This window comes from Neisseria sp. P0024.S006 (assembly GCF_051956595.1).
In the GTDB taxonomy this organism is placed as follows: Bacteria; Pseudomonadota; Gammaproteobacteria; order Burkholderiales; family Neisseriaceae; genus Neisseria.
Window position 1 is genome coordinate 241,066 of the sequence record NZ_JBQCXH010000003.1, and the last position, 26,401, is coordinate 267,466.

The 26,401-nt window shown below is 46.8% G+C and carries 20 protein-coding genes and 1 tRNA gene; 13 read left to right on the forward strand and 8 right to left on the reverse strand.

Annotation, left to right across the window (positions count from 1 at the left end):
- Positions 1–103 precede the first annotated feature (103 nt).
- Positions 104–910, reverse strand: coding sequence for a hypothetical protein (locus ACTHUF_RS07260; RefSeq protein ID WP_315094597.1), 807 nt, complete (start codon positions 908–910; stop codon positions 104–106).
- 165 nt (positions 911–1,075) lie between these two features.
- Here ACTHUF_RS07260 and ACTHUF_RS07265 point away from each other — a divergent pair, with 165 nt between their 5' ends.
- From ACTHUF_RS07265 to ACTHUF_RS07275, 3 genes are all read left to right on the forward strand, one after another.
- Complete coding sequence (locus ACTHUF_RS07265; RefSeq protein WP_070588139.1) at positions 1,076–1,327, forward strand: NGO1151 family protein; 252 nt, start codon at positions 1,076–1,078, stop codon at positions 1,325–1,327.
- Positions 1,328–1,403: 76 nt separating this feature from the next.
- A complete protein-coding gene (locus tag ACTHUF_RS07270; RefSeq protein ID WP_070822408.1) occupies positions 1,404–2,207 on the forward strand; it encodes a basic amino acid ABC transporter substrate-binding protein in 804 nt (267 codons plus the stop codon).
- Between the two features lie 129 nt (positions 2,208–2,336).
- Positions 2,337–2,576, forward strand: coding sequence for a DUF333 domain-containing protein (locus ACTHUF_RS07275; protein ID WP_315094594.1), 240 nt, complete (start codon positions 2,337–2,339; stop codon positions 2,574–2,576).
- A 68-nt stretch (positions 2,577–2,644) separates the two neighbouring features.
- On the opposite strand, the gene serS is transcribed toward ACTHUF_RS07275, so the two are convergent.
- The 4 genes from serS to ACTHUF_RS07295 form a co-directional block, all read right to left on the reverse strand.
- Entirely contained in the window at positions 2,645–3,940 is a 1,296-nt protein-coding gene (serS, locus tag ACTHUF_RS07280) for a serine--tRNA ligase (protein WP_049323048.1), read from the reverse strand.
- A 164-nt stretch (positions 3,941–4,104) separates the two neighbouring features.
- A complete protein-coding gene (locus ACTHUF_RS07285; RefSeq protein WP_440407411.1) occupies positions 4,105–9,192 on the reverse strand; it encodes a DEAD/DEAH box helicase in 5,088 nt (1,695 codons plus the stop codon).
- The gene (locus ACTHUF_RS07290) at positions 9,192–12,539 is read right to left on the reverse strand and encodes an STY4851/ECs_5259 family protein (RefSeq protein WP_315094589.1); all 3,348 of its coding nucleotides are present in this window, start codon (positions 12,537–12,539) and stop codon (positions 9,192–9,194) included. The genes ACTHUF_RS07285 and ACTHUF_RS07290 overlap by 1 nt, the downstream gene beginning before the upstream one ends.
- Before the next feature lie 502 nt (positions 12,540–13,041).
- Positions 13,042–13,117, reverse strand: a tRNA-Glu gene (locus ACTHUF_RS07295).
- Between the two features lie 133 nt (positions 13,118–13,250).
- On the opposite strand from ACTHUF_RS07295, the gene ACTHUF_RS07300 reads away from it, so the two are divergent.
- The 4 genes from ACTHUF_RS07300 to dcd all read left to right on the forward strand — a co-directional run bounded on the left by ACTHUF_RS07300 (position 13,251) and on the right by dcd (position 16,156).
- Positions 13,251–14,150, forward strand: coding sequence for a recombination-associated protein RdgC (locus ACTHUF_RS07300; RefSeq protein WP_440407412.1), 900 nt, complete (start codon positions 13,251–13,253; stop codon positions 14,148–14,150).
- Between the two features lie 77 nt (positions 14,151–14,227).
- The gene (locus ACTHUF_RS07305; RefSeq protein WP_440407445.1) at positions 14,228–15,010 is read left to right on the forward strand and encodes an ADP-ribosylglycohydrolase family protein; all 783 of its coding nucleotides are present in this window, start codon (positions 14,228–14,230) and stop codon (positions 15,008–15,010) included.
- A gap of 22 nt (positions 15,011–15,032) precedes the next feature.
- Positions 15,033–15,464: a hypothetical protein gene (locus tag ACTHUF_RS07310; protein ID WP_314594217.1), complete on the forward strand. Its 432-nt coding sequence runs from the start codon at positions 15,033–15,035 to the stop codon at positions 15,462–15,464.
- A gap of 125 nt (positions 15,465–15,589) precedes the next feature.
- A complete protein-coding gene (dcd, locus tag ACTHUF_RS07315; RefSeq protein ID WP_003680541.1) occupies positions 15,590–16,156 on the forward strand; it encodes a dCTP deaminase in 567 nt (188 codons plus the stop codon).
- Between the two features lie 58 nt (positions 16,157–16,214).
- On the opposite strand, the gene ppsR is transcribed toward dcd, so the two are convergent.
- Entirely contained in the window at positions 16,215–17,036 is an 822-nt protein-coding gene (gene ppsR / locus ACTHUF_RS07320) for a posphoenolpyruvate synthetase regulatory kinase/phosphorylase PpsR (protein WP_049323052.1), read from the reverse strand.
- Between the two features lie 416 nt (positions 17,037–17,452).
- On the opposite strand from ppsR, the gene ppsA reads away from it, so the two are divergent.
- The 5 genes from ppsA (at position 17,453) to ACTHUF_RS07345 (ending at position 22,938) form a co-directional block, all read left to right on the forward strand.
- Positions 17,453–19,837: a phosphoenolpyruvate synthase gene (ppsA, locus tag ACTHUF_RS07325; protein ID WP_440407413.1), complete on the forward strand. Its 2,385-nt coding sequence runs from the start codon at positions 17,453–17,455 to the stop codon at positions 19,835–19,837.
- 270 nt (positions 19,838–20,107) lie between these two features.
- Positions 20,108–20,812 carry a peptidoglycan DD-metalloendopeptidase family protein gene (locus ACTHUF_RS07330; RefSeq protein WP_315094579.1) on the forward strand — a complete coding sequence of 235 codons (705 nt, stop codon included), beginning with the start codon at positions 20,108–20,110 and terminating at the stop codon, positions 20,810–20,812.
- 171 nt (positions 20,813–20,983) lie between these two features.
- Positions 20,984–21,466, forward strand: coding sequence for a hypothetical protein (locus ACTHUF_RS07335; RefSeq protein WP_003747439.1), 483 nt, complete (start codon positions 20,984–20,986; stop codon positions 21,464–21,466).
- Positions 21,467–21,672: 206 nt separating this feature from the next.
- The gene (locus ACTHUF_RS07340) at positions 21,673–22,632 is read left to right on the forward strand and encodes a DnaJ C-terminal domain-containing protein (RefSeq protein ID WP_039862375.1); all 960 of its coding nucleotides are present in this window, start codon (positions 21,673–21,675) and stop codon (positions 22,630–22,632) included.
- A 15-nt stretch (positions 22,633–22,647) separates the two neighbouring features.
- On the forward strand, positions 22,648–22,938 hold the full coding sequence (locus ACTHUF_RS07345) for a chaperone modulator CbpM (RefSeq protein WP_003747441.1): 291 nt from the start codon (positions 22,648–22,650) through the stop codon (positions 22,936–22,938).
- Between the two features lie 117 nt (positions 22,939–23,055).
- Here ACTHUF_RS07345 and ACTHUF_RS07350 read toward each other — a convergent pair whose 3' ends face one another.
- On the reverse strand, positions 23,056–23,250 hold the full coding sequence (locus ACTHUF_RS07350) for a YbdD/YjiX family protein (RefSeq protein ID WP_003747442.1): 195 nt from the start codon (positions 23,248–23,250) through the stop codon (positions 23,056–23,058).
- A complete protein-coding gene (locus tag ACTHUF_RS07355; protein ID WP_440407414.1) occupies positions 23,240–25,321 on the reverse strand; it encodes a carbon starvation CstA family protein in 2,082 nt (693 codons plus the stop codon). Before ACTHUF_RS07355 ends, ACTHUF_RS07350 begins: the two co-directional genes overlap by 11 nt.
- A gap of 330 nt (positions 25,322–25,651) precedes the next feature.
- Here ACTHUF_RS07355 and ACTHUF_RS07360 point away from each other — a divergent pair, with 330 nt between their 5' ends.
- The gene (locus ACTHUF_RS07360) at positions 25,652–26,395 is read left to right on the forward strand and encodes a pseudouridine synthase (RefSeq protein WP_004520512.1); all 744 of its coding nucleotides are present in this window, start codon (positions 25,652–25,654) and stop codon (positions 26,393–26,395) included.
- The last annotated feature ends 6 nt before the right edge of the window (positions 26,396–26,401 follow it).

A 26,401-nucleotide genomic window follows, 5' to 3' on the forward strand; every position in this document is an offset into this window, starting at 1 on the left:
ATATTTATCACGAAAACGTGAGCCGCCATTATACACGCTTCGCAAAATTTTAAGGGAAATTTATGCCAAAGGCCGTCTGAAACTTTTCAGACAGCCCGGATGCTCAGCGGCGGTATTTCATTTCAACCTTCATATCGTCCAGAATACGTTTGACATTGTGTTCCAATACATCTTCCACCAAACCCGGCGCCTGCTCGTTGAGCATTTGCTGCAACTGGTAAGTGAACACGGCCATTTGTTTTTGCACGGCAATCCGAATCATGCCGTTGACCGCATCGGCCACATGGGGGCGCAAACGTTTAATCAGACGCTCGGTCAAATCTTTTTCAGAAACGCAGAACACTTCCCGACGGCCAATCGCCTGCGGGTTCAAAACATTGATATGGACATTGACGGCCGGTTCTTTTTCAGGTTCAAGGCCGTCTAAAACCGCTCCTTCAGCCGCTTCCCCATTATCATTTTCCGATTTTTCAGTTTCTTCCACTTCAGGCACATCAAAATCTACGGCACCTGATTTCGGATTTAGTCTGACGGTGCGCGTCGATTCGATATGACGGTCTGAAGCCGCAGCCTGCAACGCCGATTGCGCGCTCAACCAGTTGTCCTGCAAAACCACCATCGCATCAGTTTCCACTGCCTCGCCCTCGTCGGCAAGGGCAGTATTGTGTTCCAACTGCCAGCGGTACAAATATTCTTCCAATACTTTTTCACGATTGTCCGCATCTAATTTATATTCTTTTTTAGGCGCGGTTTTGGGCGCAACATCGACAGCGTCGTCCGATTTTTTGACCAATGGCGCATGAGTCGGCGCAGTATTGAATTGTCGTGCCTGACGCAATCTTTCCAAGCGTTTTTCCCAATTCAGATCTTCTTCCTCAAGGGCTGTGGGGTCAAGACGGTTGTTTTCCATAATAATCTCGTTTTTTCATTTTTATTGTGAACCGCATTCAAACAAAAAACGCTTGAACTGCGGCCGATGGTTGGACATATCCGGCAAGCCGGCGCAAGCGTCACATTTTAATATTAATTCACTATATAATCACTATTTTATTTAATAAACCCTCAAGGATACATCATGAGCAGCATCGAACAACGCCTCGAATACTTGGAAGAAGCCAACGACGTTTTGCGTATGCAAAACCACGTCCTCGCCACCGCCCTCAAAGGCCTTATCCGTTCTCTGCCCTCCGACATGGCCAACGATGCCGTAGAATCCATCCAGCTTGCCTTTGAAGACGCATTGGCGGAATTGAGCTACGAAGACAGCCCGCACACCGACCTCTTCCATGACGTAACCTACGCATTTTTCCGAGAAAAAGACCACTGATTTCGGCTAGTTTGTTCACAAAATTATGCTAAACTAAGATTTTATCCGTTAACATTTTATTAAGAAAGCACATCCCATGAACATGAAAAAATGGCTGGCCACCGCCCTCGCTTGTTCCGCCCTTGCCCTGACTGCCTGCGGCGGTCAAAGCAACAATGCCTCAGCCCCTGCCGATAAAGTGTACCGCGTCGGCTCCAATGCCGAGTTTGCCCCATTTGAATCTTTGGATTCTGCCGGCAAAGTGGAAGGTTTTGACGTTGACTTGATGAATGCCATGGCCAAAGCCGGCAACTTCAAAGTCGAATTCAAACACCAGCCATGGGAAAGCCTCTTCCCATCCCTGAACAACGGCGATGTGGACATCGTTATGTCCGGCGTAACCATCACTGACGACCGCAAACAAAGCATGCTCTTCAGCGACCCATACTTTGAAATTACCCAAGTCGTCCTCGTTCCGAAAGGCAAAAAAGTAACTTCTTCCGAAGACCTGAAAAACATGGCCAAAGTCGGCGTGGTAACCGGCTACACCGGCGACTTCTCCGTTTCCAAACTCTTGGGCAACGACAATCCGAAAATCGCCCGCTTTGAAAGCGTTCCCCTGATTATCAAAGAATTGGAAAACGGCGGTTTGGATTCCGTCGTCAGCGACAGCGCGGTTATTGCCAACTATGTGAAAAACAACCCGACCAAAGGCCTGGATTTCATCTCCCTGCCTGACTTTACCATCGAAAACTACGGCATCGCTGCACGCAAAGGCGACGAAGCCACCATCAAAATGTTGAACGATGCGCTGAAAAAAGTACGCGAAAGTGGCGAATACGACAAAATTTACGCCAAATACTTTGCTAAAGAAGGCGAAAAAACCGAAGCAGCCAAATAATCCGGTTTGACTTCTTAAACTCAAGGCCGTCTGAAAACTTTTCAGACGGCCTTTAATCTGGTTAACGCCATTAAACGCAAGCCTCCCCTATAATCCGCTTGTTTTTATCCTTCAAATGAAAGACACGCCATGATCAAACCCCTTATCCTCAGCCTCGCTGCCGCCACTGCTTTGGCCGCCTGCTCCGCTTCTGAAAAACAAGAACCCTCCAACGTCAACGTAGCCAATCCGGCTTCCGAGTTCTGCGTCAAACAAGGCGGCAAATCCGAAATCAAAAAAGACAAAGACGGCAACGAATACGGCGTGTGCCACTTGCCTGACGGTAAAGTCGTTGAAGAATGGGAATATTTCCGTCAACACAACAAATAATTGCCCAATCATATAAAAAAAGGCCGTCTGAACCCAAGTTTCAGACGGCCTTTTCATTTAAACAGCGATTATTTTACTTCCAGTTTGGTCACGCCGCCCATATACGGTTGCAACGCGGCAGGAACATTAATGCTGCCGTCGGCATTTTGATGGTTTTCCAAAACCGCCACCAAAGTACGGCCGACTGCCAAGCCTGAGCCGTTCAAAGTATGTACCAAACGGTTTTTACCGTTTTCATCTTTGAAACGCGCTTTCATGCGGCGAGCTTGGAAATCTTCGCAGTTGGAGCAGCTGGAAATTTCGCGGTAGGTATTTTGCGCGGGAACCCAGACTTCCAAGTCGTAGGTTTTGGTTGCACCGAAACCCATGTCACCGGTACACAAAGTAATCACGCGGTAGGGCAGTTCTAAGGCCTTCAGGATGTTTTCGGCATGGCCGACCATTTCTTCCAGCGCTTCGTATGATTTTTCCGGATGAACGATTTGCACCATTTCCACTTTGTCGAATTGGTGTTGGCGAATCAAACCGCGCACGTCTTTGCCGTATGCGCCCGCTTCGGAACGGAAACATGGAGAATGCGCGGTCAATTTCAACGGCAAATCGCTGCCTGCCACGATGCTGTCAGCAACGGTATTGGTCAGCGTTACTTCGGCAGTCGGAATCAGATATTGCGTTTTCTTGCTCTCGTCGCCGCCGCGGGTAACGTGGAACAAATCTTCTGCAAATTTAGGCAGTTGGCCTGTGCCTTGCAGGGTAGTGTCATCCACGATGTAAGGCGTGTAATGCTCGGTATAGCCGTGTTTCAGCGTGTGCGTATCGAGCATGAATTGCGCCAGTGCACGGTGCAGGCGGGCGATTTGACCTTTCATCACGGTAAAGCGTGCGCCGGACAGTTTCGCACCGCCTTCAAAATCCAAACCCAAAGGCTCGCCCAAATCAACATGGTCTTTGATTTCAAAGTCAAATTCGCGCGGCGTGCCGACTTTGCGGACTTCAACGTTTTCAGTTTCGTCTTTACCGACAGGTACGCTTTCGTGCGGCAGGTTCGGAATGCTCAGCAACCAAGCATCCAATTCCTTCTGAACGGCATCCAAATCAGCGGCAGCCTGCTCCAAATCCGCCTTGATTTGGGCAACCTGATCCATCGCAGCTTGAGCCTCTTCATGTTTGCCTTGGCCTTTCAACGCACCGATCTGCTTGGAAATACTGTTGCGCGAAGCCTGCAACTCTTCTGTTTTCACTTGAACGGCTTTGCGTTGCTCTTCCAAAGCGTTGAAACGCGCGGTATCAAACTCGTAACCGCGGGCGGCCAAACGTTCGGCAACTGCGGCGGTATTGCTGCGGAGCAATTGGATGTCTAACATTGTTTTCTCTCGTTAAGATTCAGAATGGCATTATTGTAAACCAATTTAAAGATATTTTCACAGCAACAGGCCGTCTGAAAACAAAAAACGCCCCTGCGAAAAGCAGGAGCGTTTTTTAAGAATTCTGGCACGCCCACAAGTATAACTATCGGCACACAAAATACTTACTGGTAGTTCAAATGTTGCTTCAATTGAGCTTCCTCAAGCCATCGTAAAGCATGATGACGGTCCAGTTCTTCTCGCTCCACATTGCTATCACTACCCGCCAGGCAATGCTGACAAACGCTACCACAATCAGCTGGACAATTCAAACGGTCTAAAGCGCGACTTATGATACCGTTGATGTCATCTACAGCAGATAAAACGAAACCTGCGCCCCCTTCGGCTTTGTCGTAAATCTGAATCAAACAGCGAACGGCACTTGTTTCCAAATCTCTATCTGCTCGCACGGCATAGCCCATTTCAGTAGTTTCTATCCCCAAAAAAGCAGCAATTTCATCGCGTACAGCAACGGCAATCGTGCGGGCGGTAGTTTTATCTCCACTGCCTAGCCATGCCTTGGTTTGTGGATTTTTCAGAGCAATTTCCAATACATCGGTTGAGATATGATGGCCCAGATGGATATTGATCTGAACATTACTATTAGGACAATCTTTACTATTACTGCTAAGATCCAAACCACCACCCAAGGTTTTATGATACTCACCCAAAAATACATTAGGCAGTTCACCTGCGTCAGTCATGGAATCAGCCCTACCACATCTCATGCAAACCGCAAAACCTTTTTCATGCTTGCCACTAGAGCGAAACAGTACTCTACCGTCACTACCATATCTAATTTCACCACACTCATGTTTTAGAAAGGCTACAGTTTCATCATCCAATTGTACTCTAGGAGGCTGGATAGGAACGAATGTTTGGAAGGAAACATCGTTGCTACTTTTTTCAAAAAAGTCAGTCAAAAAACCTGTTGGGGTTAGTACCGTACATTGTTCATCAAAAGGAATATTTTCACCGCAGTGAGAACATTGGATATCATTACAGCTATATTTGTAACGCGTCACGCCAGATGTACCGCAGTTTTTACAGCGCCACGCAGTATCGAAGCGTTGGTCTTCGTTTTTACCTCGTTCATCCGATTTTACCCGTAGATTGATGCCAGCAGAACGGTATACGCGCCCATCTAATACAACATCCGAACCAGGTGCGTATTCACGCAGTGCAATATCCAAACTACGACTTGGGTTTTCTTTGCGGATGAACAGATTATCTTCTCGCTCCTCTCGTTCACGGCGTAAGTCTTCCATTTTACGGATTTTCATTTCTACTATGCCAGTAGGGAAACCATAACCAGGTAGAAATGCGTTTACCGCCAGATAGCCAAGCAGGTTCTCATCTTCATGTAGTTGTTTCTCGCGATTTAAGGCTTTCTTGTATGAATCGTTGTTAGTTTGCTTAATTTTATGGTTGATATTGTGAAAATCAGCCTGCCAATTCTCTGCCAATTCCAGCAGCCGCTGTTTAGCACTTGCTTTGATACGTGTCAATGGTACTCCTTCCAAAGCAGTACCTGCCGCCAGTTTACCCAAAGCTTGGTCAATAGCAGAGCATTCTGGTGAGTTCATCCAGTCGCAAAACTGCTGCCAAACAGATTGGGTTGGATTGAAAAACCAAGCAGTATTCAGCTTAGTACGGTCTTTGCCTGTATCGCTGCGCTTGGCAAGAAATGCTGCCAATAAGAGCGAATGCATATGGCGGCTGACGATTTTTTCAGAGCTTAACGATACTTTCGGAGCAGCAATAGCAGTAGTGAACGCCCATTTTGGATTGGTAAATACACGGCGATTATGAGGATCATTTTTGCATAGTGTATAAGCTATTGCAGCTGCTTCGCTACGACGGCCTGCACGACCGGCACGTTGCAGGTAATTAGCAGGGTGTGGTGGTACATTATTCATTACCACTGCTGCCATACCGCCGATATCCACACCCATTTCCATTGTAGTAGAGCAGCTCAATACATTAATTTTCCCTTCTTTGAACATCTGTTCGTATCTGTTTAATTGTGTAGATGCAATTTGTGCTGAATGTTCCGCCGCACGATAGTAGAAACCTCCTTCTACGATTTTATCGTTCAAATTGCTCCACAAACCTTCTTGGCGCAAGTGGCCTACATCTTTATCTTGCTTCAGCAAACGACGCATTTGGCTACGACGAGGTTCAGCAGTGGCATCCTGTTTAAAACGATAATAATCTGGAATCTCAATTTTGCTGCAAAACAGTTTTTCAGACGGTATTTCCTGCCAGTTACCAGGCAAATAAGGAGACACACCGCGCAAAGTAGTGTCAATCAGGCGGTGACTTTGCGGACACAACCACATTTCTTTTTCAGGTAACTTAAACGCTATTGCTGAAAGCGGCATTTTCCAAGCATCATTATCGGGATGCAGGATATTGCTATCAGTAGTCAATTGTTTCCACGCAGTTTGCAGCCACGAATTAATTTTGTGTTTAGCCAAAGGGTTTTGAATATCAAGACCTGTAACCGCCTGCAAAATTTTGACTGCTCGAGGCTGTTGGCCTTTATCTCGAACTTGCGGCCAAGCTCGTTTGCGCAAAGTTTGCTTTTCTCTGGTATCGGGCGGCAGCAGGGATTTTCCCGAAAAGCGTTTGCCTAACCATCGTTTTTTCTGCTCATCTAAATTGGTAAAGGAATTTTCACGGATATGAAAATCCAAAATCATTTTTAAAAATGCTTTCCAATCATCCAAATCCAGCAGCTTGTTTGGATTGTCTGCCTGATTTAAAACACGTGTCTCTACCCAACCATCAGGCACTGTGCTGATTTTATCCAGACCAGGATAACAAATCATTGTCAAACCTAAAGTTTCCAAACTATTGGCATTTCTTGGGCGTCTGATAAATTCGCGTGCCAGTAGTAACTCTGCCAGCTTTTCTGCTCCGTTGCCACTAGGATCATTAAACATACTGGGATTAGTTTCTCGATTGTAAGGCAGTAAATCTTGCGTCATTTCAGCTTTGTCGCGCAGTGTACGGTACATATCATCCCAAGTGAGGTAGGCTTTTTTGTCACTTTTTTGTGCTTTACTTTTTGCTACTTCCAACAACATTTCCGCCAAAGTGGGATCGGTTTGTTTCAATTGTTCGATTTTTGCTGCCATTTCAGGCATTAGGACGTTATTAACAGGTTTTTCAGTTTCCTGCACCAATACATCAAACACCATACCACGCAGTTTGGAATACTCTGCTTCCTGCTGCATTTTTACCGCCATTCTCGCTGTGCCTTGACGGCTGTCAGTAAAAGTAATCAAGCGCCGTCCACGAGCGGGTAACGATTGCGGATCATTTTCAGCATCACTACAAAATTCCAATACGGTCGGAACAGCGTGGGTTACATAAAACGGTGCACCCAAATATTGTCCACGATAAAACGGCATTCTTCGGTTTTCTTTGCCACAGGCGGAACAGCAGGCATGCTGGGAGTAATCCAAAGCCAACTCAAAAGTTTTACCTTGCTGTACGCCGATTTGCGCAGTTTCTTTATCGATTTTTTGTACCGTATAGTTTTCAGACTGCATATCGACTGGGGCTGCAAGCACTTTATTGCGGGATATGAATTGTAGACCATCTGAAATTGGGTTTGCGTCGTCACCACTGTCTTCTTCGTCATTAGCTGCAGGCTCAGGATTGAGTGCAAACTCATCGGTGATGTAGGTATCGCACTGCTGCAAAATACCGTCATGCTCCTGCGCCATCAAGTGCGGTGTACCGCAATCTTGGCACAACACTAATTCGTACACAGGAGCACCACAATCACATTTAGTTCTGCGGTTAAGATAAACCTGTCCAAATAGCCAGTCTTTAAGGTAACCTTCTTTTTTGCTGCAATGACGGTCAGCACACGCCCATAACCCGTGCAGCATTGATTGAAATAAATGCAAACGCAGTTTTAAAAATGGTTCAGCATTTTCAGACGGCTTTGTCTGAGTCATAACATCCAGCCAGTCTAAAACTTCACGCTGCTGTTCATAAAGGCTATCAGAAAGCAAATATGCTTGCGTTGCCTGTATCAATTGGTTCAGCGTGTAAGGTTGGGTATTGGCTGTCAGACAATTACGCAGGGTTGTGGCTATTACACTTTGACAAAGGGCTGCAAAGCGTTCGGTTTCGTCCTTAATAGATGTGATATCTGCGAGGCTCTGTCTACCATCGGCAACACTAATCGGCAAAAAGTCGCGGCTTCCAGAAACTACTAGGACCTGTTCCTTTGGTACCCCAGCCAAATCAGCAAGATAGCAGCGAAGTTCCTCTGCTGCTTTGTCGGAAGCAATGGTGGCAGATGTAGCAACAAAGCGTATGTCCTCGGGCTTTTTGCCGAAAGCGTGTACTACACGGCGTAATAACAGTGCAATTTCTGCCGCCTGCGATCCGATATAACTATGTGCCTCGTCTAATACTATCCAGCGCAATGAACCTGTTTGGCGAGATTTTTCCAAAATAGGGGCATCTACTTGGCGCACCAGCATATATTCCAACATAGTGGCATTAGTAAGTAGGATAGGCGGAGGTTCTTTACGTAGCAATTCCCGCGACAAGATTTGGTTGGGCCGGTCTTTGTCACGTGGTTCAGCACTTTCTTTTGTGTTACCGTTGTAAAGACAAAAGCGGATTTTGTTACCAAAAGGTTTCGTCCATGCATCCAAACGTTCCTTTTGAGAATTGATTAAAGCATTAAGTGGGTAGAGAAACAGAGCCTGAACACCGATAAGCGCTGTTTTTTCTAACGTTTGGCGACGTATCAGATCTTCCAATATCGGAATCATAAAACATTCAGTTTTACCTGATCCTGTACCACTGGTAATGATGGCAGATTTTGGATCATCCTCCAGAAGGTGCTTCCATACCTGCAACTGATGGGTATAGGGGCGGGCAGTTTTGGGAAAACCATATCTGTCTGCATCTGCCAACACATCTGTAAGTTTTGTAGAAAACAGGTTTTGTCTTACCAAATCTGCAAAGGTGCAGTCCGCACTTTTCCAACCAAAGGTATGTTCAACGACAGGGGCAGCGAGGAAACAGTTTTCATTACCCAATTCATTGCTAATCAATTGTCGCAGGTGACTACGCAATTTATTATCTGTAATATCCAATACGCCAATAGTAGCTTCCTTGATACGGTTCAGACTTTGCTCTATCAATCCGGAAAGAGTTTGCGTGGTATCGGTATTCATTATGGTTCACTCACTAGGTAGCAGCTCAAGGAAGCGCAGACGTAATCAAACCATTCTGCATCCAAAGCGTAAATACGATAAAAAGCATCAGCAAACTGTGCAGCAGTCATTTCTAATGGCATGATATCTGAAGGCTGCGCATTGCCGGCTTTAACACAGGCAGTAAATACTGGTAGCCAGACAACTGCACGGTCAAAAGGAACTTTGGACAGACAGCGTACTTTATTGAAAAATACATCCTGTTGTTTTTCCAACCATTTTTGCAGACCATCTGAAAGCGTTTCAGGAATGCGTTGGTTGTTATTCTGACGCAATGCATTGTAATGGCGGTTATAACGTGAATCGTGCTTCTTGTCGAAAATTTCCCCAAGCGTTTTTTCCACCACTATCATTTCTATTTCTGAAAGAAATCCTTTAAATACATGATTGCGTAAAATCTCGTCATGGCACAACACGCTTGTAGGAATACAGTTTTCAGGCAGGGGGAAATCATCAGGATTCAAGCCTTGAGCTACAATTTTGGTACGAATGTATGGTTTGTACGCACTTATGGCAGTAAACCAATCTTGTAGAGCCAACCACTCCCATACCACAGCCAATTCGTTACGCATCCGCTCGCAAAATACACCATCCAACCTTAAGCGTAATACCGCCAAAGCCAAGGCTTTGGGCTGTTGTACCAAGGCTTTCCATGTTTCAAATACTGACAATGGCAGATGAGAAAAATGCTGCTTCAGGCTCTCAAAATACAGCCAACCAGAATGCTCAGGATTACCCACCATTTCCGTAATGATACGGCTAATAGCTTCGGGATTGTGGTTTGGATGGAAAGCGCGTGCAGCAATATGCAGGGAATGATGTTGAAATGGTTCGATAAATTTTTCACTGCTGTTGTCAAATATAGCAGGACGGAATTGAACTGGTGATTCAGGCGCAGGGTAAATCAACCACAATCCTTCATCATATTGTTCGGACGACAGTTGATAATGCCCATTTATCCTCATTGCGCTTTCAGGCAGCCTTTGTGCACCTTTTTCAGGTGCATCCAAGCGCATGATGTTTACTACCGCTTCTCGGCAAGTCAATTCGTCTTCTGCCTGCCGTTTGATGACGAAGCTTTTTCGTAATGCATCTGTCACTGCCAGAATACCGAAACGGTAAAACTGATTATTCCACATAACTAGACCATTATAACGAGACAAGATAAGCCGTATCAAAGGGTTCTCTGAACCCATATGGCACACTGTAATTTCTACCTGGGCATCTTGACTACTGCTGCACGATAAAAGCTGCAAAAGTTGCGGTTTCCATTGATCTAAGAAAAACTGCTGCACCGAACCATCTGCTGACAAACGTTCGCTGATAGAAATGGGGCGACCATGCACATTATCCGATAATTTAAATACCAGCCTCATATCGGTCGATGCGGAGGAATATACCATTATCCACTTGCCTAGCAACTGATTGATATTCAGACGGCAATCATCAATTCTACCTTTTTCATCATATAGATACGCACCATTAAACGGTAGAGGTAGTCTTAATCGTGCAGCTTGAACAGGGTTACTTCCAACTGCAAGAATAATATGAGATGGATAATTACTATCCTCAGTTTGGCAGATAAATCTAAATCGGGAATGGATTTGTGTGATATCTAGATGCTTGGCAAAGACATCTATGAAAACCTTTTCGGAAGTATTAACATTTAAAATGGCGGGATCTTTGTTGCTTGCTGCTTGCCAAGTATAGGAAAAATCTTCAGGCAGGACAGTAATTTTACGCCGCAACAAACAAATTGCACCCTTATAGAAAGCCACCTGAAATGTACCATAATAGCTCGGGCAGATATTTGATTGGACCTCGCCGTTGATTTTGATGTGCGTCGGAGATAAGTCAGGGGGCGTTAGCAGAGTAGGAAAACCACGATACACAGGTAAACCATCAGTATTTTGGCAGTGATAAAACAGTCTCCCATGCAAAATACTCTGTTCTGTCTGATTAGCTTGCACAACAACTATTTCTCGCCCATCCGCATGACGAGCAGTCAGTCCGTCCGAACACTTAAACCACTGCCCGCCCAAATAGGAGACATTTTCATTTTCAGACAACCTAAAACCGTCTGGTAGATGAATCAAAATATCCCTATCTTTACTGCGCGTGTATTCATTAGTAGAGAACAGTTGCCAACGTTGATCTTGAGCAGAGTGAAACACCAGCGGTGCATCTTCATCAAATCCAGTATCTCCAAACAACTTGGTATAGAGCAGTCGCCCGCCAGCAAACACTCGCACAGACAAAGGTAGACTAGGTTTCTCTCGGACAAAATCAAGCTGTTTCCCAAAAGGAAGTTTGAATGTTAGCTCTCCGCCTGTATCACTAAGAGAAGCAAATACTGTTGCTCCCATTTGGGCAACTGGCTCTTCTCCTTCAAAAATTTGCCATTGTAAAACCGTTTTACCCTGATAATTCTGAATAGGGAAACTAAATTTTTCAGGTAACCCGATTTTAGCATGCAAGCACCAACCTCCCTCCTTTACATAATGCCGACAGGAGAACTCTTGCTTTTCCAATTTTTGACGTTCGTCTGCTGCATTACCCAACCAGCGGTTGATAACTGCATCCACCTGTTTACCATCCAAAGCAAAAGGAAACTCACTGCGCCAACCACTATCTGCCTGATCTAGGTATTCGACCAAATTACGTTTATTCTTCAAGTCAAACCGCTCAGCGAGCTTGACTAGCGCTCTGACTGTATCGGCAAATAGAATAACAGCCGCAGTATCACGAAATACTTGTGCCAGTCTATACACTCTTTCAGCAATATATTCTTCTAAAGGGCGGAAAGTTTCCATACTCTCCTGATATTTTTTCAAGCCATAATCAATAATATTGCGAATAGCATTATCATCAGCTGCAAGCATTTTCAGTGGTAATCCACCTTCAGCAACTAATGTACCAAGATAACGCGTATTTTTAGCAGCGTCATATTTCCATTCTCGCCGCCAATATGCCAACCCTTTTTTCAAATATTTGTAACGTTGCTGTTCATTATCAAATTGCGTACCTATTACATTATCGAAAAATGCCCAACTCCATTCACCACCCGAATACTCACGCCGATAAGTTTCACTAACTGCCAGACAGTAACAGGCACACCATTCCTCCTGACAAACAGAACCCGATATCAAAAAAGGCTTACGATAAAACAGCGCACACAGTTCACGGTATTCATTTTCATTAACTGCATAAGTATACAGTGGCCCACCATTCGGAATAGGATTAAGTGGATCACGATTAAAAAAGAAATGTGATAACCAACTCTTAAACGGGTTTGTAAGATTTTTCATAATAAAAATTGGCAGTTGACTTAGATCGAAATTATATCAGCATATAAAAAACATTTGGATTTTAAGTGCAGCACCTAGACCAATCTTACAAACCTAATATAAAAAATAGCATATCAGACGCCTACAACCCAAAAACTTACAGATAGGCTTATTAAATATACACCTCCTCAATGGATTTCATAGAAGGGAAATTAATCTATTCTTTTTTCAGTACTTTCAACATGATTTTCGTTTTCACAATTTCTTCCCCTATTTATCTTCTAAGTTTAATGACCATCAATTACATCAATGAGACACTCTTTTGCCTTTTCTGAATGATGGTACCCATCCACCAGTCATCGATACATTATTTTTAGTTAATGTAGAACACCCAGAATTGTCGAATAGGCCGAGTATTTTGCTCCTAGCCCACGTTTACAGTAGAGTTTAAAGATGTACAAGCAGTACCATAGTGACAAAAAATAAACCCTTACTATTTTTTAGTAAGGGTTTATTCAAAATATGGCACGCCCACGGGGATTCGAACCCCGGTTGCCGCCGTGAAAGGGCAGTGTCCTAGGCCTCTAGACGATGGGCGCGTAACCGAAGCGCGAACTATACAGAAAGCCTTTTCTTCTGTCAACGCCTTTACTGCATTTTTAAAGATGCTGCCGATTTCCGTATGTTATTTTCCCTGTATAATGCCGGTTTTAATAAAAAGGAAAACTCGCCATGTGGTTTAAGCAAATCAGTTTTTATCCGCTCAACAAAGACAAATTGCCCGAATTGGAAGTCCTTGTCGACAAATTGGCGCAATCCGAATTTGCCCATTGTCAGGGTTTGGACTGGTTTAGCGAAGGCTTTGCCACACCGGTTTCCTTTTCGCCCGAGCTGGTTTTCCCTGCCGATTACACTTGGCGCGTTGCCCTGAAAAAAGAAGAAAAAGTCCTGCCCGCCGGCGTAATCCGCGATATTTTGGATGAAAAGGTTTTGGAAATCCAAAACAATGAAGCACGCAATGTCGGCCGCAAGGAAAAACAAGAGCTGAAAGAACAGATTACTGACGACCTGTTGCCTCGTGCCTTTACGCGCAGCAGCCGCACACAGGCGATTTTCGACACGCGCCACGGGTATCTTTTGGTCAACAATGCCACATCTGCCAAAGCGGAAAACATCTTGACCAAACTGCGCGAAGCCTTGGGCTGTTTGGAAGCCTCGCTGCCCAACACCAAACAATCGCCCTCTTCCCTGATGACTAGCTGGCTGCTGCAAGGCCACTGCGAGGGCGGTTTTGAATTGGACAGCGATTGCGAACTCAAAGGCGTAGGCGATGTTGTTCCGGTCGTCAAAGTTTCCAAACAAGACCTGACCGCCGACGAAGTGGTACAACACGTCAAAAACGGCAAAACCGTTACCCAACTGGGCTTGGTATGGCGCGAACAAATCGCATTTATCCTCACCCAAGACTTTACGCTCAAACGCATCCAGTATCTGGACGTTTTGCAAGAAGAAGCGGAAAGCAACGGCGACGATGCCGCCAGCCTCGCCTTTGCCTCGCAAATCCTGATGACCGAAGCTATCAGCACCATGTTGGAAGAACTGGTTTCTTATTTGGGTGGTTGGCAAGAGTAATTTTTCAGACGGCCTTTCGATTGGGAATATCAAAGGCCGTCTGAAATATAAATAGAAGTATCAGAAAGGATGTCATGATGTTGGGCGCAGTCATCGGCGATATTGCCGGATCACGATTTGAGTTTGACAACTACCATCATACCGATTTCGATATTTTCAGCCCCGACAGCGACTTTACCGATGACACGATTTGCACTGTTGCCATTGCCGATTGGGTTTTACAAGGCTGCAACAATAATTTGGCCTCTATTTTACAAGGCTGGTGTAGGGCATATCCCTGCCCCAAAGGCGCATATGGCGGCCGCTTCTCACAATGGATAGAATGGAAAGATCCTGCACCTTATAATAGCTGGGGCAACGGCTCTGCCATGCGTGTTTCTGCCGTTGGTTGGGCATTTGCCACATTGGAAGAAACCCTGCATTTTGCCGAACAATCCGCCGCCGTAACGCACAACCACCCGGAAGGCATTAAAGGCGCGCAAGCCGTAGCCGCCGCCGTCTTTTGGGCGCGTACCGGTATGGGCAAAGCGCAAATCAAAGAAAACATTACACGACAATTCGGCTACGACTTGAGCCAAAGTTGCGACCAAATCCGCCCGCATTATCATTTCAACGAAAGCTGTCAGGACACCGTGCCTCAAGCAGTTACCGCCTTTCTTGAAAGCGATGATTTTGAACACGCCATCCGACTGGCGGTTTCCCTGGGCGGAGACAGCGATACCTTGGCGGCCATTACCGGCAGTATTGCCGAAGCCTACTACGGTATCCCTGCATCCATGCGCGAACACGCTTTAGCCATATTGCCACGCCGCATTGCTGAAACCCTGCTGACTTTTGAATCCCAATATCAGGCCGTCTGAAACCGCCTGCAAAAAGGAATGAATGATGAAATACCTCGCCCTACTTCCCGTCGCCTTCATGCTGGGTACGCCTGCCATTGCCGAAACCATCAATCCTTATCAGGAAAAAGGTTGCATTTACGATGGCGATGTCGGCAAAGATGGTAAACCATCCGGCAAAGGCACATGGAAATGCCAAGACGGCCGCAGCTACGTCGGCGCCTTTAAAAACGGCAAATTTGACGGCAAAGGCGTATATACCGTTTCCGGCAACAGCGAAACCTTTATCGAACCTTTCTCCTCCAACAGCGCCAAATTACGCAATATGACGCTGGAGGGCGTGTTTAAAAAAGGCAGGGCGCACGGAAACTTTACCGCCTCCCAAAACGGTACACCCGTCTTCATCATGAAATGCGAAGACGGTATGATTAAAGAAGTCAAACTGGCTAAGAAATCTGCTTCCAAAACCAAATAAACAGCCTTTCAGACGGCCTTACCCGGCTTTTAGGCCGTCTGAAACATCAATTGACAAGCCTGTCTAAAGGCTGTTGTGTTGATTTCAAAGAATTTCCAAACAACCCTTACCCCAGGACAACCACCATGAGCATTAAATCCGACAAATGGATACGCCGCATGGCCGAAGAACACGGCATGATTGAGCCGTTCGAGCCCAACCAAATCAAAGAGGCCAACGGCCAGCGCATCATTTCCTACGGCACATCCAGCTACGGCTACGACATCCGTTGTGCCAATGAATTCAAAATCTTCACCAATATCAACAGCACCATCGTCGACCCGAAAAATTTCGACCCGAAAAACTTCGTAACCGTCGAAGACGACTGCTGCATCATTCCACCCAACTCCTTTGCCCTGGCGCGCACAGTCGAATATTTCCGCATCCCGCGCAACGTCCTGACCGTCTGCTTGGGCAAATCCACCTACGCACGCTGCGGCATCATCGTTAACGTTACCCCGTTCGAGCCGGAGTGGGAAGGCTACGTTACGCTTGAGTTTTCCAACACCACCCCCCTGCCTGCCAAAATCTATGCAGGCGAAGGCGTGGCCCAAGTCTTGTTCTTTGAAAGCGATGAAGTCTGCGAAACTTCATACAAAGACCGCAACGGCAAATACATGGGGCAAACCGGTGTTACCCTGCCCAAAACCTAATATCAAAGACCAAACAAAAGGCCGTCTGAAACTTTCAGACGGCCTTTTGTCATTTCAGTTAAAAACGGCGTTTCAGCTTGCAAGCCTGCAAGATATGGACGGCAAGTTCTTCCACAGATTTGTCCGTAGTATTGGTAAACGGAATACCGTGGCGTTTAAACATATTTTGCGCATCGGCAATCTCGCTGCGGCAAGTATCGATTTTGGCATAAGTCGAATTAGGGCGACGTTCCTGACGGATTGCCTGCAAGCGTTCAGGCTGAATGGTCAAACCGAACAGCTTGTCTTTATAAGGCTTGACCATACGCGGCAAATCGGTCGATTCCAAATCATCGGGAATCAGCGGATAGTTGGCGGCACGGATACCGTATTGTAAGGCCAGATAGAGACAGGTCGGCGTTTTGCCGGAACGAGAAACCCCCATCAAAATCACATCGGCTTCTTTCAAATTCTTATCACTGACACCGTCATCATGATTCAGTGAGAAATTGACCGCCTCCATACGCGCATCATAGCGTTGGGTATTGCCGATACTGTGGTGCCCCTGCTGGGCGGCAACCGCCTCCGTATTGAGTTCCTTTTCCAAAAGACCGAGAAAAGTTTCAAAGAAATTAATATGGAACGCATTGGCTTTCTTGATGATTTCACGGATTTCGTCATTGACCACACTGACAAAAGCAATCGGGCGCACGCCGAATTTTTCGGCGGACTGGTTGACTTTATCTACAACAGCACGCGCTTTTTCAGGCGTATCGATAAACGGATAGGTATGGCGTTTGAACTCAACATTGCCAAATTGGTTCAGCAAGGCTTCACCGATATTTTCGGCGGTCAGGCCGGTTCGGTCGGAAATATAGAAGACTTGGCGTGGATCAGTCATAATGAATCCTCTTGAGGGTAACGTTTCAGACGGCAATCATAGCAGTTACAGCCTTTGCAATAAAGCGCCTCCCGACAGATTACACAGGATTACAACAAATTTGAACAATTTTTAAATTAGCATAATATTTTATTTTTCAATTTTTTGTAGAATTTTATTCTAAAATTGCAAAATAAATCTTATTTATCAAATTTATTAACTTATTTTGTTTTCCATATTTAACAATAGGATAACTCACAAAAACATGAATCTGATATTCACATTTCAGAAGACTACACGCTTGAAAAGCACAGTATCACAAACGAATTTGTGATTTTAAAAAAGATAAAACACATGACAGCCATCAAACGAATGGCTACAATAAGCAGGCGGATTTGTTTCTTTTTTAACATTTTTGGATTGGATTGGACACACAAATGGCCGAAAACTACGTTATTTGGTTTGAAAACCTGCGTATGACTGACGTTGAGCGAGTGGGCGGTAAAAATGCCTCTTTGGGCGAAATGATCAGCCAACTGACTGAAAAAGGCGTACGCGTTCCCGGTGGTTTTGCGACCACTGCCGAAGCCTATCGCGCTTTCCTGGCTCACAATGGTCTGAGCGAGCGTATTTCCGAAGCCCTGAAACAACTGGATGTTGAAGACGTTGCCGAGTTGGCGCGCGTGGGTAAAGAAATCCGTCAATGGATTTTGGATACTCCGTTCCCTGAGCAGCTGGATGCTGAAATCGAAACAGCCTGGAACAAAATGGTTGCCGATGCCGGCGGTGCGGACATTTCCGTTGCCGTACGTTCTTCCGCAACAGCAGAAGACCTGCCGGACGCTTCTTTTGCCGGTCAACAAGAAACCTTCTTGAACATCAACGGCTTGGAAAACGTTAAAGAAGCCATGCGCCATGTATTCGCTTCCCTGTACAACGACCGTGCCATTTCTTACCGTGTCCACAAAGGCTTCGAACACGACATCGTTGCCCTTTCCGCAGGCGTACAACGCATGGTGCGCTCCGACAGCGGCGCGTCCGGTGTGATGTTCACCATCGATACCGAGTCCGGTTACGACCAAGTCGTTTTCGTTACCTCTTCTTACGGCCTGGGCGAAAACGTCGTACAAGGCGCGGTCAACCCTGACGAATTCTATGTATTCAAACCTACTTTGAAAGCAGGCAAACCGGCTATCCTGCGTAAAACCATGGGTTCGAAACAAATCAAAATGATCTTTACCGACAAAGCCGAAGCCGGTAAATCTGTCACCAACGTCGATGTACCTGAAGAAGACCGTCAACGCTTCTCCATTACCGACGCCGAAGTTACCGAGTTGGCCCATTACGCGCTGACCATCGAAAAACACTACGGTCGCCCAATGGACATCGAATGGGGCCGCGACGGTTTGGACGGCAAACTCTACATCCTGCAAGCCCGTCCTGAGACTGTAAAATCCCAAGAAGACAGCAGCCGCAATCTGCGCCGCTTCTCCATCAACGGCGAAAAAGTTGTCTTGTGCGAAGGCCGTGCCATCGGTCAAAAAGTCGGCCAAGGCAAAGTACGCCTGGTGAAAGACGCTTCCGAGATGGATTCCGTTGAAGCAGGCGATGTACTCGTTACCGACATGACCGACCCGGATTGGGAACCGGTGATGAAACGTGCTTCCGCCATCGTGACCAACCGCGGCGGCCGTACCTGCCACGCAGCGATTATCGCGCGTGAATTGGGTATTCCGGCCGTGGTCGGCTGCGGCGACGCAACCGATCTGCTTTCAGACGGCCAAGAAGTTACCGTATCTTGTGCCGAAGGCGATACCGGCTTCATCTATTCCGGCCTGTTGGACGTACAAATTACCGATGTTGCTTTGGACAACATGCCTAAAGCCCCTGTCAAAGTGATGATGAACGTTGGTAACCCTGAATTGGCATTCAGCTTCGCCAACCTGCCTAGCGAAGGCATCGGCTTGGCACGCATGGAATTCATCATCAACCGCCAAATCGGTATCCACCCGAAAGCCTTGTTGGAATTTGACAAACAAGACGATGAATTGAAAGCGGAAATTACCCGCCGCATCGCCGGCTACGCTTCTCCTGTTGACTTCTATGTCGATAAAATCGCAGAAGGCGTAGCAACTTTGGCTGCTTCGGTTTACCCACGCAAAACCATCGTCCGCATGTCTGACTTCAAATCCAACGAGTACGCCAACTTGGTGGGCGGCAGCATCTACGAACCGCACGAAGAAAACCCAATGTTGGGCTTCCGCGGTGCAGCGCGTTATGTCGCTGACAGCTTCAAAGACTGCTTCGCACTCGAGTGCAAAGCCTTGAAACGTGTCCGTGACGAAATGGGTTTGACCAACGTCGAAATCATGATTCCATTCGTCCGCACTTTGGGTGAAGCCGAAGCTGTTGTCAAAGCCCTGAAAGAAAACGGTTTGGAACGCGGCAAAAACGGCCTGCGCCTGATCATGATGTGCGAGTTGCCAAGCAACGCTGTATTGGCAGAACAATTCCTGCAATACTTCGACGGCTTCTCCATCGGCTCTAACGACATGACCCAGCTGACCCTCGGCCTCGACCGTGACAGTGGCTTGGTATCCGACTCCTTTGACGAACGTAATCCTGCCGTTAAAGTGATGTTGCACTTGGCAATCTCTGCCTGCCGCAAACAAAACAAATACGTCGGTATTTGCGGTCAAGGCCCGTCAGACCATCCGGACTTTGCCAAATGGCTGGTTCAAGAAGGTATCGAAAGCGTATCGCTCAACCCTGATACCGTGATTGAAACTTGGCTGTATCTGGCTAACGAATTGAACAAATAAGTTCGATAATACAAAAATCCCCTGCCCGTTTATCTCGGCAGGGGATTTTTATTGCCTTATTCAATGCCGTCTGAAAGAACTTTCACGTTCTTTTACCTTTTCAAAAAAGTCCCCTTGCATCAAAAAGATATAGAAATATTCAGCCATATCTACAAATTCTCAATGGTACTATATTGCCTTTCCGCATTTTATCCCATGCCTTTTGAGTGAACCTTTTTTCACTCTTCCTATCTATCATACACAGCATAACGATACCTTTAGAAACAACTCATGAATACAAATTTTATTTCCACCTTTCAGACGACCTTAAAACGTCTGGCATTCATCAGCACCATTGCCGTCTTAGCAGCCTGCGCCGGCAACAACACTTCTTCCAACCGCGCCGTACCCGACGGCTACTACAAAGTCCGTCCCGGCGATACTCTGACCCAAATCGCCAAACGCTACGGACAAAACGTCAATACACTGGTTGCATGGAACAACCTTCCCAACGCCTCACAAATCGAAGTTGGCCAAGTATTGCGCGTCCGCCGTCATGTTGCCTCCCGCAATACTGCTACGCAGCAACGCCAAGCAACCGCCGTTACCCCAATCAACCGGTTAAGCTTGCAATGGCCGACCGATAACGCCTCATCCTCCATTATCCAAAGCTACAACGGCACAACCAGCAAAGGCATAGATATTGCAGGCACACAAGGCCAACAAATCCGTTCTGCCGCAGCCGGTACCGTCATCTACGTTGGCGAAGAAGTCCGCGGCTACGGCAAGCTGATTTTGATCAGCCACAACGACTACACCATTACCGCCTACGCCCACAACGACACGCTTTTAGTACAAAAAGATCAAAAAGTCCAAGCCGGCCAAGTTATCGCCACCATGGGCAGCAGCGATACAGACAGCGTCAAGCTGCATTTTGAAGTTCGTCTAAACGGCAAAGCAGTCGATCCCCTGCCTTATTTGACCAGAACAAATTAATGTCCCAATCAAAAGGCCGTCTGAAATAACAGTATTTCAGACGGCCTTTTGATTATCTTGCTATAACAGCTATTTCAACAAAATCTTTTCCTATTTAACTTATGTTGATTGAGTGTAAACGCCGTTATACAATAACAACTCTTTTTAACATTCCATTTCAGGTGTCCTACTATGTCTCCTAACCGTATCCTTGCAACCGCATTCTTGTTTGCATCTGCATTTGCCAGCGCGGATGTCCATATTGATGAAAGCATTCCTTACCGCGATAAAGAAGAAATCGATACCCGTATTGTTTCCGAGTGTTTAGAAGTGGGCAGCATCATGTCCAAATCTTTGCAAGAAACTGCAGCCAAAAGCGATGTAACGGTTGTCCGTGACGGTAAAAAACAAGGTACATACGCAGATATCGCCATTACTTCCGCCATGAGTGCAGGCAATGCCTTTATCGGCCACGCCAAAGGGATGGCTGTTTCTGCCACTTTGTATGTTGACGGTAAACAAGTCGGCAAAAAAACCTTTACCCGCAACTCTTCCGGCGGCATGTTTGGCGCTTATAAAAGCTCTTGCGCCGTCTTGAACCGCACTTCTAAAGTATTGGGTTCAGATATTGCCCAATGGGTGGTCCGCGAACAAAAAAATGCTCAAGACAAATAAAACCCCAATTTGATAAAGGCCGTCTGAAATAGCAGTATTTCAGACGGCCTTTATATTTTCTATTTCTCTAGAAACAAAGAAATAAATTATCCATTAATCATTGTCAGAAATAGAGAATTTTATTTCCAAAGCCCTTGATTTTAGAATATCTACCCTCAATTATTAAAACTATAAGAATTTTGTATATGAGCAGTCAAAGGAATAACATGGCAGAAAAAAACTATTATGAAATACTGGGCGTTGCCAAAGATGCGGATGAGGCCGAAATCAAAAAAGCCTACCGAAAACTGGTGCGCAAATACCACCCCGATGTCAGCAAAGAACCTGACGCAGCCGAACGTACGGTAGAAATCAACCGTGCCTACGAAACGCTTTCCGACAAAGAAAAGCGGGCCGAATACGATGAAATGTTGGCTAATCCTTACGGACGCAGCGCCGGAGGCAATCCGTTCGGTCAAGGCGGCAATCCGTTTGGCAATGGATTTAACGGCGGCGGCTTCCGCTATGAACGTCATGAAGGTGAACCGTTCGGAGCGGGAGACTTCAATTTTGAAGATCTGTTTTCATCATTCCGCCAATCCCACACTCGTTCCGAGCAACCCCGCGGCCCAATAAAAGGCGAGGATCAACATGCTGAATTGAGTATTGATATTTACGCAGCGTATGTTGGCGCAGAACGTAGCATGACTTTGAATGTGCCGACTCTAGACGAATACGGACGTGCGGTTTATCAAAATAAAACCCTCAACGTCAAAATCCCCAAAGGCATTGCAGAAGGCCAACAAATCCGTTTGGCCGGTCAAGGTTTGCCGGGATATAACGGCGGTGAAAACGGTGACTTGTACTTAAAAATCAAGTTCCACGACCAACCTGATTTATACGTCAAAAACAGGAAAGACGTATATCAAACAATAGATGTCAAACCTTGGGAAGCCGTATTGGGCGGCAAAATCATCGTCCCTACCGCTTCAGGCCGCTTACAGGTCAATCTGCCTGCCAACAGCCAAAGCGGTAAAAGCATCCGCCTCAAAGGCAAAGGTATTCCTGCAAAAGAAGCCGGAGACCTTTATCTCAATATCCGCATTAATGTTCCGCCAGTAGAGAGCGAAGCCGACCGTGCCGCATGGGAAAAATTGGCCGAACACTTTGCCGCGAAACAAGCATAAGAGAAAGGATAAATTATGATTCAGTCCTCCGATGTTACCCTTACTTTTGAAGAAATCGTTGCAGCCAGCCGCTGCCGTCGCGATTGGCTGTTGGAACTTATAGCAGAAGACATCATCAGCATCGATGGTGCACCCGAAAAAAGCACCTTCAGTGGTTTTCATCTTGCCCGCATCCGTCGCGCACAACGCTTAAGCCGTGATTTTGAAGCCGGTATTCCCGCATTGGGGTTGATTATGCGGCTGTTGGACGAGGTGGAAGAACTCAGAAAAATACAGCGTCCGCTGGTACTGCTCGAAGAAGAGTAAATATTGGCAAGTTGTTTGCTTAAATATTGATGGCAAGACAAAATCTTTGATGTTTATTGATATTCCATAATAAAAGGCCGTCTGAAAGTATTTTCAGACGGCCTTTTTATGCCTTCATTAACAACAGCGTCCGCCGTTGCCGCCGCAACGGCGTTTGCGGCAGTAGTCTTGGAATTGCAGCTCGGTCATGACCGGCGCATTGGGATTATGTTTGCGCTGGCGGGCAACGTAGTTTTCATAATCCGGGACACCGGCCATCAAGTTTGCTGTCAACTTGATGGTTTTCCACCAAGATGCGAGCTTATGCTTCATGCTGAGCCTCCGGCTGTTTACCGTCGCGATACACTGCCGGAATTTCTTTAGCAGTTGGCCAGCCGACTTTGCGGGCTTTCATGGCGGTACGCAAACCGTACACGGCGACAATCACGACAACTGCCAGGAACAAAGCGGTCAGGCCGGCATTGATTTGGTCGTTGAAGATGATTTGTGACATTTCGCCGATGTCTTTAGCCGGGGCAAGGACTTCGCCTGAAGCCAAGGCATCGCGGTATTTGCCTGCGTGCGCCAAGAAGCTGACGCGCGGGTCGCTGTGGAACAGTTTTTGCAAACCGGCATAGCAGGTTACAAACAATACGCCGACAGCAGGAACCAAGGTTACCCAAACATAGCGGTCGCGTTTCATTTTCACCAAGACAACGGTACACATAATCAACGCTACGCCTGCCAGCATTTGGTTGGCGATACCGAACAGAGGCCAGAGCGAGTTAATGCCGCCCAGAGGGTCGGTTACGCCGGTATAGAGGAAGTAACCCCACAATGCCACAGCAAAGAATGTTGCAACCAGGTTGGCAGGGATAGAGTCGGTGTTACCGAATGGTTTGTAGAAGATACTGCCCAAGTCTTGAATCATGAAACGGGCAACGCGTGTACCGGCGTCAACCGCGGTCAGGATGAACAAGGCTTCAAACAGCAGGGCAAAGTGATACCAGAACGCCATCATAGCTTCGCCCGGAATCAGACGGCTCATGATGTGCGCCATACCGACTGCGAGGGTTGGCGCGCCGCCTGCGCGGGACAGAATGGTGTTTTCGCCCACTTCTTTAGCAGTGTGCAACAAGGTTGCGGCATCAACAGGGAAGTTCAGTTTAGTGGTGATGACTTCAGCAGCAGTGTTGGCATCTGTACCAATCAGCGCAGCCGGGCTGTTCATCGCGAAGTACACGCCTGGCTCAAGCGAAGCGGCGGCAGCCAGCGCCATAATGGCCACAAAGCTTTCCATAATCATGCCGCCGTAACCGATCATGCGGACGTGGGTTTCGTTTTCCACCATTTTTGGCGTAGTACCGGAAGAAATCAGCGCATGGAAGCCTGAAACCGCACCACAAGCAATGGTAATGAACAAGAACGGGAACAATGCACCGGAGAATACCGGGCCTGAACCATCGATAAAGTGGGTAACCGCAGGCATTTGCAGGGTTGGGTTAACAATAACGATACCCAAAGCCAAAGCTGCAATCGTACCGATTTTCAGGAAGGTGGACAGATAGTCGCGCGGGGTCAGCAAGAGCCAAACCGGCAGTACGGAAGCCACGAAACCGTAAATCATAATCGCCCAAGTCAGCTGAATGCCGTCAAGGTCGAACCAGTGACCAAAGGAACTGCGGGCAACATCTTCACCGTAAATCACGGCCAACATCAGCAAAATAAAGCCGACGATGGAAATCTCACCAATTTTGCCCGGACGGATATAACGGGTGTAAAGACCCATAAACAGAGCGATCGGCATAGTTGCTGCGATGGTGAACGTACCCCAAGGGCTGTGAACCAATGCTTTCACAACGATCAGCGCCAACACCGCCATGATGATGACCATAATCATCAAAATACCGATGGATGCAATCACGCCGGGAACGGTACCGAGTTCTTGTTTCACGATATCACCCAAAGACTTACCGTCACGGCGCATAGAAACAAACAGTACCATCATATCCTGTACGGCACCGGCAAATACCACGCCGAAGATAATCCACAAAGTACCGGGCAGATAACCCATTTGTGCTGCCAATACAGGACCAACCAGAGGGCCTGCGCCGGCAATAGCGGCAAAGTGGTGGCCGAACAGTACGCCTTTATGTGTGGGAACATAGTCCAAGCCGTCATTGTGGCGTTCTGCCGGAGTCAGACGGTTAGGATCAAGCTGCATCACACGGTTGGCAATGTAAAGACTGTAGAAACGGTAGGCAATGCAGTATACCGAAATGGCGGCCGTAACCATCCAAATCGCACTGACTTGCTCGCCACGGCTGAGAGCTAAAGTAGTAAAGGAGGCCAAGCCTACCAAAACCACAATGCCCCAGATCAAAAATGATTTGAGCGATTTCATTGATTTATCCTTAAAACGTGATGCACCAAGGCTTGCTTTAGCGACAAACTGCCTTAATGCGCTTCAGAAAGACCAGTCATTATAGTCTTCATGATTTCATGAGTGAAATGTCATTTCAACCCAAATTCGACTGAAAACAAAATGATTAGTTCGTCCGTAAGGTTAACACAAACAGACAATATACCCTTCATTTTTTACTTCAAAACTAAATATTCCTTAACATATAACAAACGAAAGGCCGTCTGAAAACCCAAAAATTCAGTTTTCAGACGGCCTGACAAACAGTCAATGCTATAATCCGACATTCCCATTTCTCTATATTGCCATACCATGCAAAACAACGATTCCGAAACCATGCGCCTCTCCAAACGCATGGCGCAATTGGGCTTATGCTCGCGCCGCGAGGCAGACAGTTACATCGAGCAAGGCTGGGTCAAAGTCAACGGTCAAACCGCCGTACTCGGTCAAAAAGTCACCGAGCGCGACCGCATCGACCTCAACAAACAAGCCCATGAAAAACAAGCAGCGCGCGTAACCATCCTTCTGAATAAACCCGTCGGCTACGTCAGCGCGCAGGCAGAAAAAGGCTATAAATCCGCCGCAGAACTCATTACCGCCGAAAACCATTGGGAAGGCGATGACAGCCGTATCCCTTTCAGCGAAAAACACAAATTCGGCTTAGCCCCTGCCGGCCGCTTAGATATCGACTCCGTCGGATTGTTAGTACTCACTCAGGACGGCCGCATTGCCAAACAACTGATTGGTGAAAACAGCAGCAGCGAAAAAGAATACCTTGTCCGCGTCCGTGGCAAACTGGACGATAAAGGCCTCGCCCTACTCAACCACGGCTTGAGTTTGGACGGAGAAAAATTGCGCCCCGCCAAAGTCGAATGGCAAAACGAAGACCAGTTGCGCTTTATTTTGCGACAAGGCAAAAAACGCCAAATCCGCCGCATGTGCGAACTGGTCGGCCTGCGTGTCGTCGGTTTGAAACGCATCCGCATGGGTAAAGTCAAACTCGGCAGACTGCCGCCGGGCAAATGGCGTTATCTACGCGCTGACGAATCGTTTTAATTGCAG